Genomic DNA, 15707 nt, shown 5'->3' on the forward strand with positions numbered 1-15707 from the left:
CTCACTACGACACATGATGTTGTTGGGGAAGCGCAAAAATGGCAGTTTCAATTCGCCTCAGATGGTACATATGCACTCTATTCAACAATCGGTGGATATCTGGAAATCAATGATAATCAAGTCGTGCTGACAAATGAACTAACGGCAAATCGTCAATGGACGATTAAGCCAATCATTACGACCCCAGTCAGCGATACGCAATCTTCAAATGAGACTTCAAGTGAGATGAACACGACTACTTCTACATCAGAACATGACACAACTACATCATCTTCAAGTCTTTCTAGTACGATTGAATCTACTGAAACTGAAGCAACGCAAGAAAAAGCAAGAAGCTTAACGCCGCTTGTCAATCAAGTTACGACACAAGAAATCAGTCAGACACAAATGAAGATTACGATTGCAAATCCAAACGGTGGGAATGTTTCAGGTGTGAAGTTTCCAACTTGGAGCAATACCAACGGTCAAGACGATATTAAATGGCTTGAAGGGACTAAAGAAAGCAATGGAGCTTATTCTGTAGTCGTCAATAGTGCAGAATATCGTCATTCTGGTCTGTTTAATACTCACATTTATGGCGTCGTTAATGGCAAATTAGTTGGATTAGGTACTAGTCAGTATACATTAGCGGCACCAACTAGCAATACGATCGTCAAAACACCAATCAGTCAGACACAAATGAAGATTACGATTACAAATCCAAACGGTGGAAATGTTTCAGGTGTGAAGTTCCCGACTTGGAGCAATACCAACGGTCAAGACGATATCAAATGGCTCGAAGGGACTAAAGAAAGTAATGGAGCTTATTCTGTAGTCGTCAATAGTGCGGAATATCGTCATTCTGGTCTGTTTAATACTCACATCTATGGCGTCGTCAACGGGAAGCTAGTCGGATTAGGTACTAGTCAGTATACACTAGCGGCACCAGCTAGCAATACGATCGTCAAAACACCAATCAGTAAAACACAAATGAAGATCACGATCACAAATCCAAACGGTGGGAACGTTTCAGGTGTGAAGTTCCCAACTTGGAGCAATACCCACGGTCAAGACGATATCAAATGGCTCGAAGGGACTAAAGAAAGCAATGGAGCTTATTCTGTAGTCGTCAATAGTGCGGAATATCGTCACTCTGGTCTGTTTAATACTCACATTTATGGCGTCGTTAATGGCAAATTAGTCGGATTAGCTACGACAAGTTATACACTAACTGCACCGGCTAAAAATGCGTTGGCTGTCACGCCAATCAGCAAAACGCAAATGAGAATCACCATTGCTAATCCAAATGGTGGGAACGTTTCAAGCGTGAAATTCCCAACTTGGAGTAACGCCAACGGTCAAGACGATATCAAATGGCTCGAAGGAAAAAAAGAAAGTAATGGCGCTTATTCAGTTGTAGTCGATAGTTTGGACTACCGACATGGAGGTGTGTATACTACCCATGTTTATGGTGTCGTCAATGGCAAATTAGTCGGATTAGCTACGACGAGTTATACACTTGAACAAGATGAAGTAGCAGTTCGTAACAAGCAAAAGCCTTATTATTACTCACAACTAGATCCTCGTTGGAAAAATCGTCGATATGGGATGTCGACTTTAGGTCCTTCAGGATGTGTTCCATCAAGTATGGCGATGGTGTTGAAAGGAAGTTACGGAATAAATGTGACTCCAGTCGATACCGCGAATCGAATTTATAGCTATGGTGGATTCAACCAAAAATATTTTGGTGCATCAGGACCAGATTTAATACAAGGGATGCGTTCATATGGGCGACAAGCTGTCGTGATGAATAGTTTAGCGGATCTAAATAATCATTTAGCTAAAGGATACCCCGTGATTATGTATGTCGATGTGGGTATTGGACATGCGATCGTCGCGCATGGGTATGCAAATGGAAAAACAACGATCTATGATCCTTATGGGCAAAAATTCTATAAAGGGCAAGTGTCGACGAGTCATTTGTGGAGTGTTCCTTCACAAGATTATATTGACTGGGCAGCAGGACGACCATTTTTTGCTATCAAATAAAAAGGAGCTATCGATGAAAAACAAGTTTGTCTTTATCGGGATGATGAGTAGCTGTGTCTTGCTTTTAGGCGCGTGTCGTCAACATCAATCCTCGACTGTTACGGATACATCTAAAACTTCGTCAGCTGTGGTGGAAACTGCTGTTACCGAAATATCAGAATCGAGTGAGGAGTTAGTTATGAGCGAAGAACAAGTCATTACTAGTACCGATGTTTCAGATGTACGCAAAGTAGAGCCAGATCAACCTGTTTCGCAAATTCGTCGATCACTATATGAAGCAGGGATCAATTCACGTGAATTGACCGATGACCAGTTGCTTCAATACGCGGCTGAAGCGAAGTCAGAAGGAATCGATGTAATCAAATATATCCAAACTAAAGTACAGTAAAAAAGAAGCATCCTATTTTGATGCCGACTGCAAAAACGTTAACTCTTTGCAGTCAGTATCGCTTTAGGATGCTTTTTTTTTGTTATTGATAAGTGTGAGGGTCTAAAGATCCAAGTAATGGTGAAGTACCATCTGTTAATAAAATCAACTCGTGCATCGCACGTGTCGCTAATGTATACAGTACGAAACGATCTTGATCCGTTGCGAAATTTGTTGAAATCGGCATGCCGATAACGCGATCAAACTCTAATCCTTTAGCTAGGAAACATGGAATCAAAATAATCGATTTTTTCATGAACGTTTCGTCGGTATCGATCAATTGGACTTGTTCTTGTTCTGCTAGCGATAAAGCAGCATAGATCTCTTGGCATTCTTTGGTCGTTTTGCAAATGATTGCAGTGCGCCAATGAGCCGGTGTACCTTGTTTGAGTAAACGTGAAAGTTCAGCGATTTGTTGCGTGGCTGTCCGAGTGAGAATCATCGGTTTTTCACCATTACGTGCTGTCAATTGGACGGTTTCTTCTTGCGATAAGAGTCCATTGGCAAACGCTGTGATTTCTTCAGTCGAACGATAACTTGTCGTTAATTGGTACCGTTTGACTTCTTGGTCGACAAATAAATGATCTAGCTCAGAAACGATTGTATCATTTCCGAATACCTTTTGGTTTAGATCTCCACATAATGTAATATGGGCATCAGGATACAGTTGTTTTAACAAAGCCACTTGTGCTGGTGGGAAATCTTGCATTTCATCGATAAAAATGAAACGAGCTTTTTGTTCAACATAAACCGGATAGAGTTGTTTTGTCAGTAAGAATAACAACAGAATATCTTCTGAATACAAGGCTTTTTGACGGAATTGTTGTTTAAGTGTCGTCAAATGTTCTGACCAAATCATTTCATCTAATGAATAATGTTGACAAATTTTAGCACCGTTCGTTTGCAAAAAGTGTACATATTGTTTGGGTTGATTGATAAATTGGAATGCTTCAATCCCGCGACGCATGGAACGGAATTTACGTTTTGCGATCGCTTGTCGCACTTGTTTACGTAAGGCACGTTCTTTGGCTTCAGTGTATTCGCGATTAGGATCAGACTCGAAAATCTCCGTCATTTTTTCTTCTGCTGCGTCTTGTAGCCACTTTTCTTTCATCTCATCACGTTCTAGACCAGCAAGTTTTTTTAAAACTTTTGCTTGCAACAATTGCGTTCGTTGATACAAGGGCAAGAGGTCATTGGTTTCTTGATACCATGTCCGTAATTGCTTTTTCGTGATATAGGTTTTTCCTTTGATTTTTAAATCACGAAAAAGTGGACCGACTGCAGTGATCGAACGGATATAACGCGGGATTTCTTGGATCACACTTAATCCATTTTTGATTTGTTCGATCGGATTGATGGTTCCTTCTAAAAAAGCATGTTCTGCATCGTCTTCTTCAAGTAATTGATAGTGTGGTAAAAGTTCGTGTAAAAATGTTTTAAACGTTCGGGTAGGTACTTCACTTTCACCTAATGAAGGTAAAACCATCGCGATATAATCAGAGAATAAATGGTTTGGTGAGAACAATAACACTTGCTCGTCATGCAACCATTTTCGGTGATGATACAGTAAAAAAGCGACGCGCTGTAGTAAAGCCGATGTCTTTCCACTGCCGGCGATCCCTTCAATCAAGACGTTTTTATGCGAGGTGTCTCGAATAATTTCATTTTGACTTTTTTGGATCGTCGAAACGATATTTTTCATTTTTGAAGAAGAAGCTTCATCTAAGATGTCTAGTAAAAATTCATCGTTAATGATTTCTGATGTATCGACCATTGAGACCAAATCGCCTTGTTGGATCTTAAATTGACGTTTTAGTAATAATTCAACTTCAAAACGATCTTGATCAGTTTCGTAAAATGTCGTCCCTAATTCTCCTTCATAGTAGAGATTGGCAATCGGAGCGCGCCAGTCGACAATCACTGGTTCTTCTGTAGTGTCACGTAATGAGGCGATCCCTAAATACAAGGTCTCGGCAGCTTCTTGGCCTTCAGTAAAGTCGATGCGTGCGAAGTAAGGGCTATTTTTCATTGTCGCTAACGTGTGCAAACGTTTGTCGATCATATCTGCGCTACGGTATTTTAATTGCAAGTCTTTTTCATATTCTTGATAGACCAATACCGATTCGTAAAACGCTTCTTCATTTCCAGTATTGATCTTATTTTCAGTCAGTTCTTTCACGCCGCTTTGTAGCGTTTGTTCTAATGCGGTCTTTTGTTTAGTCAAGACTTGATTTTCTAATGTGATCGTCTTGATCGTTTCGCTTAAATGCTGTTGTTCATATTTACGTTCAGTCATTTTGAAACCTCCTTAAAATGGTGCCTTAAAAGTATAGCATAGTTTTGGGAAAAGGTTCATGAAAACAATTCAAAGAATCCCATAAATTTTTTCTTTTGGATTTAGATAAAGGTTGACTTTCCTAAAAAGTACTTCTAACATTGTCGATAGAATGAAGAAAAATGAGGGATATGTCACGTGAAATATGAATTAAAACCATTAGATCAACGCTTATATGATCAATTTAATGAGGGCAATCCGATGGCTACCGTTTTGCAATCGTATCAATGGAGTGAGATTAAATCGGGATGGGGAAGCCTTCATCTAGGGATCTTTCTAGATGACCAGTTGTCTGGAACGGTACTGATTTTAAAACGAAACCTCCCTTTAGGTCGTTCGATGCTCTATATCCCTAAAGGACCGATCATGGAATACAATAAAGAGACGATCAAGCCGTTTGTTCGTGAATTAAAGCGTATTGCTAAAGCAGAAAAAGCGGTATTCGTGAAAATGGATCCGCCGCTTTTGCGACGTAAATTCTATCTTGAGAAACCAGATACTGCGATTTTAAATGAAGCGATCGCTAACTCTTTAGTCGATGCAGGATTTGAGCAAGGGCCATTGACTTTAAATTTACATGATACGATCCAACCGCGCTTTCAAGCGGTAGTCGATCTAACGGATTTCTCGCTAGCGTCATTAACGAAAAAAGGTCGCCAAGGCGTAAAGACTGCGCAAAAGCGTGGTGTTACGGTCGCACGCTTTGGTGTGGAAAAAATCGATGTTTTTTCAGAATTGATGGAAAAAACAGCCAAGCGTCAAGGGATTTCTTTGCGTGGGAAAGCGTATTTCAAACGTCTATTAGAAACGTATCCAGAAAGTTTTTTGATGCTTGGAACGATCAATTTAGGAGCGCGACAGTTAGAGGTGCAAAAAGCCTTAAATGAAACGACAGAAGCACTTGCAACATTAGCAGAACACCAAACGAAAAAACGGACGAAATTATTGGAAACGCAAATGAGTTTAGAAAAAGAGGCTGCACGGCTAGTTGAAGAAATCGCCGAACATGGTTCAGAGGAACGATTCATCAGCGGTACGTTGAGTATCCCGTATGGTCAGACGAGTGAGTTGTTATACGCTGGGATGGATGAGACCTTTAAACATTATATGCCAGCCTATCTAACGTGGTTTCAATCGATGCAAGAAGCGAGCAAAGATTATCATTACTGTAATTTAGGTGGAATTGATGGTCATTTAAATGATGGCTTGATTGGATTCAAAAAGAATTTTCACCCAGAGATCCATGAATATAGCGGTGAGTTTGATTTACCGACGACCAACCGCTTGGTTTATGGTATCATTAAGAAAGCTTATGAAAAACGAACCCAAAAATAACTTGAGAAAGTAGGAATGAACCATGCCATTTGTCCATATCGAACTAGTTGAAGGACGCACACCAGAAGCCTTAGAAAACATGATGAAAGACGTAACGGAAGCTGTTCATAAAAATACTGGTGCGCCAAAAGAACATATCCATATTATTATCAATGAAATGAAAAAAGGCACGTATGGGGTCAATGGAGAATGGAAATAATGCTTGCATTTTCAAAAAAATAGTGGTTAAATGATACCATAATTGATTGATGAGAAAGACAACAAAATTTGAGAGTCTTCGATTAGAGAGAGAGTGCTAGGCTGAAACACTCTTAGGAGAAAACCAAAGGCTGACCACTTTCGAAACCCTTGTTGAAACAAGGGCGGCATGCACCGTTAACGCATTGAGGAATACAGTGTACTGTATTTGAATTTAGGTGGAACCACGATGACTTTCGTCCTAATAGCGAACCAAGCTATTAGGACTTTTTTTGTGTCCTGATCAATCACTATCTTAAGGAGGAATTCACATGATTGAAATTATCTTTCCAGACGGCGCTGTAAAATCGTTTGAATCTGGCATTACAACAAAAGAAATCGCAGAAAGTATTTCAAAAAGTTTAGCAAAAAAAGCTTTAGCAGGAAAATTAGACGGGCAATTGATTGATTTAGATTTACCAATCACAACAGGTGGTAAAATCGAAATCGTTACACCTGATCACGAAGATGCACTTGGTTTGATCCGTCACTCTTCTGCGCATTTAATGGCACAAGCGATGCGCCGATTATACCCATCGATCCATTTTGGCGTAGGTCCTGCGATCGATTCAGGATTTTACTATGATACCGACAATGGAGAGCATCCGATTACTGCTGAAGATCTAACTGCGATCGAAACCGAAATGGCTAAAATCGTCAAAGAAAATCTACCGATCACTCGACGTGTCTTAACAAAACAAGAAGCTCTAGACTTGTTTGCAGGAGACCCGTATAAAGAAGAATTGATCAATGAGTTACCAGAAGATGAAGTGATTACAGCGTATGAGCAAGGCGAATTCGTCGACCTTTGCCGTGGGCCACACGTGCCATCAACTGGACGTATCCAAGTAGTGAAACTGCTCTCAGTAGCAGGAGCTTACTGGCGCGGAAATTCGAATAATCACATGATGCAACGGGTATACGGAACCGCCTTTTTTGATAAAAAAGAATTAAAAGAATTTATCCGGATGCGTGAAGAAGCCAAAGAACGTGATCACCGTAAATTAGGAAAAGAACTAGATCTTTTCATGATCTCACAAGAAGTTGGATCAGGATTACCGTTCTGGCTGCCAAAAGGGGCAACGATTCGCCGTACAATCGAACGCTACATCGTAGATAAAGAAATCAGCTTAGGCTATCAACATGTGTATACACCGATTATGGCGGATGTCAATTTGTATAAGACTTCTGGTCACTGGGATCACTACCATGAAGATATGTTCCCACCAATGGATATGGGCGATGGCGAAATGCTAGTGCTTCGTCCGATGAACTGTCCGCATCACATGATGGTCTATAAAAACGATATCCATTCTTACCGAGAATTGCCGATAAGAATTGCAGAACTTGGAATGATGCACCGCTACGAAAAATCAGGAGCACTATCGGGATTACAACGGGTGCGTGAGATGACCTTAAATGATGGACATACTTTTGTTCGTCCAGATCAAATCAAAGATGAATTTAAACGGACACTAGATATCATGTTAGCTGTTTATAAAGATTTTGGCATTACCGACTACCGCTTCCGTTTAAGCTATCGCGATCCAGAAAATACTGAAAAATATTTCGATGATGATCAAATGTGGGTCAACGCCCAAACGATGCTGAAAGCCGCGATGGACGAATCTGGTTTAGACTATTTTGAAGCAGAAGGTGAAGCTGCCTTTTATGGTCCCAAATTAGACGTACAGGTAAAAACGGCTCTAGGAATGGAAGAAACATTATCAACGATCCAGTTAGACTTCTTGTTACCAGAACGTTTTGATCTAACTTATGTCGGTGAAGATGGTGAAAACAATCATCGTCCAGTCGTGATCCATCGCGGGATCGTATCGACAATGGAACGTTTTGTAGCGTATCTGACTGAAGTATATAAAGGGGCTTTCCCAACATGGTTAGCACCAGTGCAAGCGATGATCATTCCAGTTTCAGTAGAAGCGCATAGCGAATATGCCTTTGAATTGAAACAAAAATTACAAGAAGTCGGCATTCGTGTAGAAGTCGATTCGCGTAATGAAAAAATGGGATATAAGATCCGTGGCGCTCAAACGCAAAAGATCCCATATCAATTGGTAGTAGGCGATCAAGAATCACAAGATCACAGTGTGAATATCCGTCGTTACGGTAGCAAAGAAACAAGTGTGTTGAGCGTAGATGAATTTGTTGCTGCACTATTAGCAGACGTGAACAACTATAGTCGTGTTTTAGATTAAGTTGACTTAAGAGAAACGCGCGCAACAGTTGAGTTTTAAACGAAAAAGTGATATACTACAAGTGTAATGATACTTGAGCTGAGTGAGGGGTTTTTATCCCTCACTCTTTTTAATGGAAACAAGCTCTGGTTCATGTTTAAGGAGGCGATCGTAGTTGAGTTCAGTTGTGGAAACTGTAACCGAAGTAGTACTGCCAATTTTAGAAGAAAAACAGTTCGAGTTGGTAGAAGTAGAATTTGTCAAAGAAGGAAAAAGCTGGTTCTTACGTATTTTTATTGACAAAGAAGGCGGCATCGATATTGAAGAATGTGCGTATGTCAGTGAACAAGTCAGTGAAAAATTAGATGCTATGGATCCTGATCCAATCCCTCAAGCTTATTTTTTAGAAATCTCTTCGCCAGGTGCTGAGCGTCCGTTGAAGAAGGAAAAAGATTTTGAAAAAGCGGTGGGATCATTTATCCATATTTCACTGTATCAAGCAATCGATGGACAAAAACAATATGAAGGTATTTTAAACGAAGTCACGGCAGAAACATTGACATTGACGTATCGTATCAAAACAAGAGAAAAAACAGTCGTGTTTGAGCGCAAAAACATCGCGAAAGCGCGTTTAGCGATCCAATTTTAATAACGGAGGATATAATTAATCATGAGTAAAGAAATGTTAAACGCACTAGATGCGTTAGAAGCAGAAAAAGGAGTATCAAAAGAAGTCGTAATCGAAGCTTTAGAAGCGGCATTGATTTCTGCATATAAACGTCATTATGGCCAAGCGCAAAACGTTGAGGTAGAATTTGACCGCAAAAAAGGCAATATCCATGTATTTGCAGTTAAAGAAGTCACTGAAGAAGTAATGGATTCGCAATTAGAAGTTTCGTTAAAAGATGCGATGTTGATCAATCCTGCTTATGAAATTGCGGATAAGATCCGCTTTGAAGTTACTCCTAAAGATTTTGGTCGAATTGCAGCCCAAACGGCAAAACAAGTGATCTTACAACGTGTTCGTGAAGCAGAACGTTCAATTATCTATAATGAATTTAGCGCTTACGAAAAAGACATTATGCAAGGGGTCGTTGAACGTCAAGATAGCCGTTACATCTACGTGAATTTAGGGAAGATCGAAGCTGTTTTATCAAAACAAGACCAAATGGCCAACGAATTTTATCAACCACATGATCGAATTAAAGTTTACGTATCACGTGTTGAAAATACGTCAAAAGGACCACAAGTTTTTGTAAGTCGTAGCCATCCAGATTTATTACGTCGCTTATTCGAACAAGAAGTGCCAGAAGTGTATGATGGTATCGTTGAGATCGTAAGCATTGCTCGTGAAGCAGGAGATCGTTCGAAAATCGCTGTGCGTTCACATGATGAAAATATCGATCCAGTTGGAACATGTGTAGGACCAAAAGGCCAACGTGTTCAAGCCTTAGTCAATGAATTAAAAGGCGAGAATATGGATATTGTTGAATGGAATGAAGATCCAGCTGTCTTTATTGCCAATGCTTTAAATCCTGCAGAAGTTTCCGATGTGATTTTTGATCAAACTAATCCAAAAGCGTGTACAGTAGTCGTTCCAGATTACCAATTGTCATTAGCGATTGGAAAACGCGGTCAAAACGCACGATTAGCTGCAAAATTGACTGGATTTAAAATCGACATCAAATCAGAATCAGATATGGCTGCTCTTTATGAACAAAAAGAACAAGCAAGTAAAGAAGAAGCGCTTATTGAAGAAGAAATCGTCAGCGATGATTTAGCTGCGGCAGTAGAAGAAGACCAACAATTAGTCGAAGAAACATTGGTTGAAGAAGTTTCAGATGAACTAATCGAAGAGTAAACAAGGGAGGGATTTTTCATGAAAAAACGTAAAATTCCATTAAGAAAATCGGTCGTATCGAACGAAATGTTTCCTAAAAAAGAACTCTTGCGTATCACACGGTCGAAAGAAGGAGACGTTGCGATCGATCCATCTGGTCGTATGCCTGGCAGAGGAGCATATATTGCCATCGATCCTAAAGAAGCCCAATTAGCTTGGGACAAAAAAATCTTAGATCGAGTGTTTGAAACGACACTTTCTGACGAATTCTATCAAGAATTAGTGGATTATGTAGCACATCAAAAAGCACGTCAGGAACTTTTTGCAAATGAATAAACAAAAAGCGAAAAATATGTTAGGCTTAGCCATGAGAGCAGGGAAAATCGTAAGTGGTGAAGAACTCGTGTTACGAGAGATTCGTCAACAAAACGTACCATTAGTTTTTGTTGCATCAGATGCTAGCCAAAATACGCAAAAAAAAATCAAAGATAAAGGTGCATTCTATCATGTGACAGTACTGGATACCTTTACGTCTGAAGAAATCGTTCAGTCAATCGGCAAGCCACGAATGGTCGTAGGCGTGGTAGACCAAGGGTTTGCCCGTCGCATTAAAGAATTGCTCTTAGAAGAAATGTAGCCTAGCTACGGGGTGAAGTACGGACTCATCCTTTAAACAAGGTACCGATCGAAGATAAACCACGAATCTGGCAAGAGAGGCAATAGCCTCTAAAATCGGAATACTCATTAAGGAAGTACTAAAACTAGATGACTCAATCTAATCAAACGAACCAATCTAACCAAAAAAATACGAAGCCTGCAGCAAATCGCAGCAATACTACGCGTCCAGCAGGAAATAATGCAAATCGTAATAACAATACGCAAAACCGTAACAATAATACACAAAACCGTAACAATAATACACAAAACCGTAATAACACGACTGGCAATACTGCGCAACGCAGCAATACAACCAGTGGAAATACAACACAAAACCGTTCGAATACGACTGGAACTACCCAAAATCGTAACAGCAATGGTGGAAACACGCAAAACCGCAATACATCAGGCGGTGGCAATAACAATAATCGTGGACGCAACAACAACTACGGCAACAACCGTAATCGTTTCAATAAAAAAGGGAAAAAAGGCCGTCCAAATCATAATCAAGAGAAAAAACCAGCTGTACCAGCACGTAAATTCCGTGAATTACCAGATGTATTAGAATATACAGAAGGAATGAATGTTGCGGATATTGCGAAAAAAATTCACCGTGAGCCAGCTGAAATCATTAAAAAACTCTTTATGATGGGTGTCATGGTCAATCAAAATCAACCATTAGATAAAGACACGATCGAATTATTAGCAACCGACTACGGTATGGAACCACAAGAAAAAGTACAAGTGGATATTGCCGATATCGACAAATTCTTTGAACCAGAAGAAGTGAAAAAAGAAAATCTAGTGGCTCGCCCGCCAGTTGTTACGATCATGGGACACGTTGACCATGGGAAAACAACATTACTAGATACATTGCGTAACTCACGTGTGACAAGTGGTGAAGCTGGTGGAATCACGCAACATATCGGAGCGTATCAAATCGATATCCACGGCAAGCCAATCACATTCTTAGACACACCAGGACATGCGGCCTTTACAAGTATGCGTGCGCGTGGAGCAAGTATCACAGATATCACGATTTTAGTCGTTGCAGCAGATGATGGGGTAATGCCACAAACAGTTGAAGCGATCAACCATGCGAAAGCTGCCGGTGTGCCAATCATCGTAGCAGTAAATAAAATCGATAAACCAGGTGCGAACCCACAACACGTGATGCAAGAATTAAGTGAACACCAATTGATTCCTGAAGCTTGGGGTGGCGATACGATCTTTGTTGAAATCTCAGCGAAATTCGGTCAAAACATTGAAGAATTACTAGAAATGATCCTTTTAGTTGCTGAAGTGGAAGATTTAGAAGCGGATCCAACTCAAAATGCGATCGGTACAGTAATCGAAGCTCGTTTAGATAAAGGAAAAGGTCCAGTATCGACGTTACTTGTCCAACAAGGGACATTACGCGTGGGAGATCCAATCGTAGTTGGAAATACCTTTGGTCGTGTACGTGTGATGACCAATGACTTGGGTCGTCGCGATAAAGCAGCAGGACCAGCAACACCAGTTGAGATTACAGGATTAAATGATGTACCTCAAGCAGGCGATCGTTTTGTAGTCTTTGATGATGAAAAATCAGCTCGTGCCGCTGGTGAAGAGCGTGCCAAACGTGCGTTGTTAGAACAACGTGCAAGTAGCAGCCGTGTAACATTAGAAAACTTATTTGCTAGTCTTAAAGAAGGCGAGTTAAAAGATGTTAACGTCATCGTCAAAGCAGACGTGCAAGGTTCAGCAGAAGCGGTAGCTGCTTCATTGCAAAAAATCGATGTTGAAGGCGTACGTGTGAAAATCGTCCATTCAGCAGTTGGCGCAATCAATGAAAGTGACGTAACGCTTGCTGCAGCAAGTAATGCGATCATCATCGGATTTAACGTTCGTCCAACACCTCAAGCAAGACAACAAGCAGAAGCAGAAGAAGTCGATATTCGCTTGCACCGTATCATTTATAAAGCAATCGAAGAAATCGAAACAGCGATGAAAGGAATGCTTGATCCTGAATTCGAAGAAAAAATCACTGGTCAAATGATCGTTCGTGAAACGTATAAAGTTTCGAAAGTCGGAACGATTGCTGGAGCTTACGTTACAGAAGGCTTTATCCGTCGCGACAGTGGCGTACGTGTGATCCGTGAAGGAATCGTGATTTACGAAGGTAAATTAGAAAGCTTGAAACGCTTCAAAGATGATGCCAAAGAAGTCCGCATGGGGTATGAATGTGGAGCAATGGTTGAAAAATTCAATGACCTTAAAGTGGATGACATCATTGAAGGCTTTGTAATGGAAGAAATCAAAGCCGACTAATAGGAGGGATACTATGGCAAACTATAGAGACCGTCGAGTGGCACAAGAAATTTTAAAAGAAGTCAATCAAATCTTACGTAAAAAAGTGCGTGACCCACGTGTACAAGATGTGACCATTACAGATGTTCACGTTACAGGTGATTTGCAACAAGCGACCATTTATTACAGTATTTTATCTGACTTGGCTTCTGATCGTGAAAAGGCGCAAAAAGGATTGGAAAAATCTTCTGGTCTGATCCGTCGTGAACTCGGACACGCACTCACGTTATATAAAACACCAGAACTTGTTTTTGAGATTGATCAATCAGTTCAATATGGAACAAAAATCGATCAGTTGTTACGCGATTTAAACAAAGAGTAAACAAGTAGAGTATCGACCACGGTCGATACTCTTTTTTTATGATCAAACTTGATAGATGGATATGCTATAATAAAGCAGTTAAAAAAAGAGAGGTGTAAACCATGGATGGTATCTTACCGTTATGGAAAGAGCGTGGCATGACGAGCCACGATTGTGTATTTAAATTAAGAAAGATCTTGCAAACAAAAAAAGTTGGACACGGCGGAACACTTGATCCTGATGTAGAAGGCATTTTACCGATTTGCATCGGTAAAGGAACCAAAGTGATCGAATTTTTGACCGACTCGGGTAAAGTTTACGAAGGAGAGATCACGCTAGGTTTTAGTACGACAACTGAAGATAAATCAGGGGAAGTAGTGGAGCAAAAAGCGGTACTTGCGCCACTTACAACGATCGAGATCGATGAAAAAATGGCAAGTATGGTAGGAGAGATCACACAGATTCCTCCGATGTATTCAGCGGTCAAAGTCAACGGTCGTAAACTTTACGAGTACGCGCGCAATAACGAAGAAGTTGAGCGTCCAATCAGAAAAGCTGTGATCACTTCTTTTGAACGCACAACAGAGCCAGTGTTCGATCAAGAAACACAAACACAGTCATGGTACTTTAAAGTAGCGTGTGGCAAAGGGACCTATGTTCGCACTTTAGCTGTTGATCTAGGCAAAGCATTAGGCTATCCAGCGCATATGTCAGATCTTGTTCGGACGCAAAGTGGTGGATTTACAAAAGCACAGGCATTGACGTTAAGTCAAGTTCAAGAAGCAAAAGAAGAAAATCGCTTAGAAGACTTTATTTTGCCGATCGAGTATGGTGTGAAAAAATTTGATCGAGTCGATATTAGCGATCGTTTATACCAACAAGTCAAAAATGGAATGCGTTTAGACTATACTGTTTTTGGCCTTCAACATGTTCCAAGTGAGCCGATTGCTTTGTTTTATCAAGAAAACGTTGTAAGTTTATACTATCGCTATGATGAGAAGACGACGGTTTTAAAACCGCTAAAAGTATTTCGAAACGATTAAGGAGACAGTATGCAAGTAATTGAGATTAGACATCCCTATCATCAAGAACAACTACCGAATGAACCCATGGTTTTGGTATTGGGTTTTTTTGACGGGGTACACAAAGGACATCAAAAAGTGATTGAAACAGGGCGTAAAAAGGCAGACGAATTAGGCATTAAATTAGCTGTGATGACGTTTAATCAACATCCATCGATCGTATTTAAAAAAATCGCGCCACATTCGATGAAGTATTTAACAACAGTGAAACAAAAAGCAAACTTGATGGCGCAACAAGGCGTGGATTACTTATTTGTTGTCGATTTTACTTCAGGATTTGCTAGTCTATCTCCGCAAGCATTTGTCGATCAATATATCGTCAATTGGCAAGCGAAAGTCGTCGTTGCGGGGTTTGATTATACGTATGGACCCAAAGAAATCGCGGCGATGGAGCATTTACCGTTATATGCCAAGGAACGTTTTGAGGTCATTACGGTACCTAAAAAGACGCTAACAGGTGAAAAGGTCAGCTCGACGCGCGTCCGTCAAGCGTTAGCTGCAGGAGAAATGGAGGAAGTGAATACAATGTTAGGGTATGAATACGTAACAGAAGGGTTGGTCGTTCATGGAGATGCTAGAGGACGTTTATTAGGGTTTCCGACTGCCAATATCCAAACCAAATCGACAGTGCGTTTACCAAAAGAAGGGGTTTACGTAACCGAGATTTTGATCGGTGAAACGTGGTATCCTTCAATGGGGTCTATTGGTCGAAATGATACCTTTGAAAAAAATCGACCCATTACAGTGGAAGTAAATATTTTTGACTTTCACGAAGATATTTACGGCGAACATGTTGAAGTACGTTGGTTGGCTTACCTACGTGATCAAGAAGCCTATCCTTCAGTGGACGCTTTGATCACGCAGCTACAATTAGATGAAAAAAATAGTCGTGCTTACTTTACTGACAAATAAAGGAGG

13 protein-coding genes and 1 pseudogene are annotated in these 15707 nt (G+C 40.4%); 13 read left to right on the forward strand and 1 reads right to left on the reverse strand.

What is annotated here, in order from left to right; all coding sequences use genetic code 11:
- Both QZ413_RS05230 and QZ413_RS05235 read left to right on the forward strand, forming a co-directional pair.
- Positions 1–2028: GBS Bsp-like repeat-containing protein (locus tag QZ413_RS05230; protein ID WP_297077227.1), on the forward strand; the 2028-nt coding region annotated here is incomplete at its 5' end.
- 13 nt (positions 2029–2041) lie between these two features.
- Positions 2042–2416 carry a hypothetical protein gene (locus QZ413_RS05235; RefSeq protein WP_297077229.1) on the forward strand — a complete coding sequence of 125 codons (375 nt, stop codon included), beginning with the start codon at positions 2042–2044 and terminating at the stop codon, positions 2414–2416.
- 82 nt (positions 2417–2498) lie between these two features.
- On the opposite strand, the gene helD is transcribed toward QZ413_RS05235, so the two are convergent.
- A complete protein-coding gene (helD, locus tag QZ413_RS05240) occupies positions 2499–4754 on the reverse strand; it encodes an RNA polymerase recycling motor HelD (RefSeq protein ID WP_297077231.1) in 2256 nt (751 codons plus the stop codon).
- A gap of 177 nt (positions 4755–4931) precedes the next feature.
- Here helD and QZ413_RS05245 point away from each other — a divergent pair, with 177 nt between their 5' ends.
- The 11 genes and pseudogenes from QZ413_RS05245 (at position 4932) to ribF (ending at position 15701) form a co-directional block, all read left to right on the forward strand.
- Complete coding sequence (locus QZ413_RS05245) at positions 4932–6128, forward strand: peptidoglycan bridge formation glycyltransferase FemA/FemB family protein (RefSeq protein ID WP_297077233.1); 1197 nt, start codon at positions 4932–4934, stop codon at positions 6126–6128.
- Positions 6129–6150: 22 nt separating this feature from the next.
- Positions 6151–6327, forward strand: coding sequence for a 2-hydroxymuconate tautomerase (locus tag QZ413_RS05250; protein ID WP_297077235.1), 177 nt, complete (start codon positions 6151–6153; stop codon positions 6325–6327).
- 310 nt (positions 6328–6637) lie between these two features.
- Positions 6638–8581: a threonine--tRNA ligase gene (gene thrS, locus QZ413_RS05255; protein ID WP_297077237.1), complete on the forward strand. Its 1944-nt coding sequence runs from the start codon at positions 6638–6640 to the stop codon at positions 8579–8581.
- Between the two features lie 154 nt (positions 8582–8735).
- Positions 8736–9209: a ribosome maturation factor RimP gene (rimP, locus tag QZ413_RS05260; protein ID WP_297077239.1), complete on the forward strand. Its 474-nt coding sequence runs from the start codon at positions 8736–8738 to the stop codon at positions 9207–9209.
- A gap of 21 nt (positions 9210–9230) precedes the next feature.
- Positions 9231–10421, forward strand: coding sequence for a transcription termination factor NusA (nusA, locus tag QZ413_RS05265; RefSeq protein ID WP_297077241.1), 1191 nt, complete (start codon positions 9231–9233; stop codon positions 10419–10421).
- Positions 10422–10439: 18 nt separating this feature from the next.
- On the forward strand, positions 10440–10736 hold the full coding sequence (locus QZ413_RS05270; protein ID WP_297077242.1) for an RNase P modulator RnpM: 297 nt from the start codon (positions 10440–10442) through the stop codon (positions 10734–10736).
- The gene (locus QZ413_RS05275; protein WP_297077244.1) at positions 10729–11037 is read left to right on the forward strand and encodes a YlxQ-related RNA-binding protein; all 309 of its coding nucleotides are present in this window, start codon (positions 10729–10731) and stop codon (positions 11035–11037) included. Before QZ413_RS05270 ends, QZ413_RS05275 begins: the two co-directional genes overlap by 8 nt.
- A gap of 131 nt (positions 11038–11168) precedes the next feature.
- A pseudogene (infB, locus tag QZ413_RS05280) lies at positions 11169–13367 on the forward strand (translation initiation factor IF-2); the annotation flags it as partial.
- Between the two features lie 13 nt (positions 13368–13380).
- Complete coding sequence (rbfA, locus tag QZ413_RS05285; RefSeq protein ID WP_297077245.1) at positions 13381–13728, forward strand: 30S ribosome-binding factor RbfA; 348 nt, start codon at positions 13381–13383, stop codon at positions 13726–13728.
- A 101-nt stretch (positions 13729–13829) separates the two neighbouring features.
- Positions 13830–14750: a tRNA pseudouridine(55) synthase TruB gene (gene truB, locus QZ413_RS05290; RefSeq protein ID WP_297077246.1), complete on the forward strand. Its 921-nt coding sequence runs from the start codon at positions 13830–13832 to the stop codon at positions 14748–14750.
- Between the two features lie 9 nt (positions 14751–14759).
- A complete protein-coding gene (gene ribF, locus QZ413_RS05295; RefSeq protein ID WP_297077248.1) occupies positions 14760–15701 on the forward strand; it encodes a riboflavin biosynthesis protein RibF in 942 nt (313 codons plus the stop codon).
- Positions 15702–15707: the final 6 nt, after the last annotated feature.

This window comes from uncultured Enterococcus sp. (assembly GCF_913775425.1).
Taxonomy (GTDB): Bacteria; Bacillota; Bacilli; order Lactobacillales; family Enterococcaceae; genus Enterococcus_G.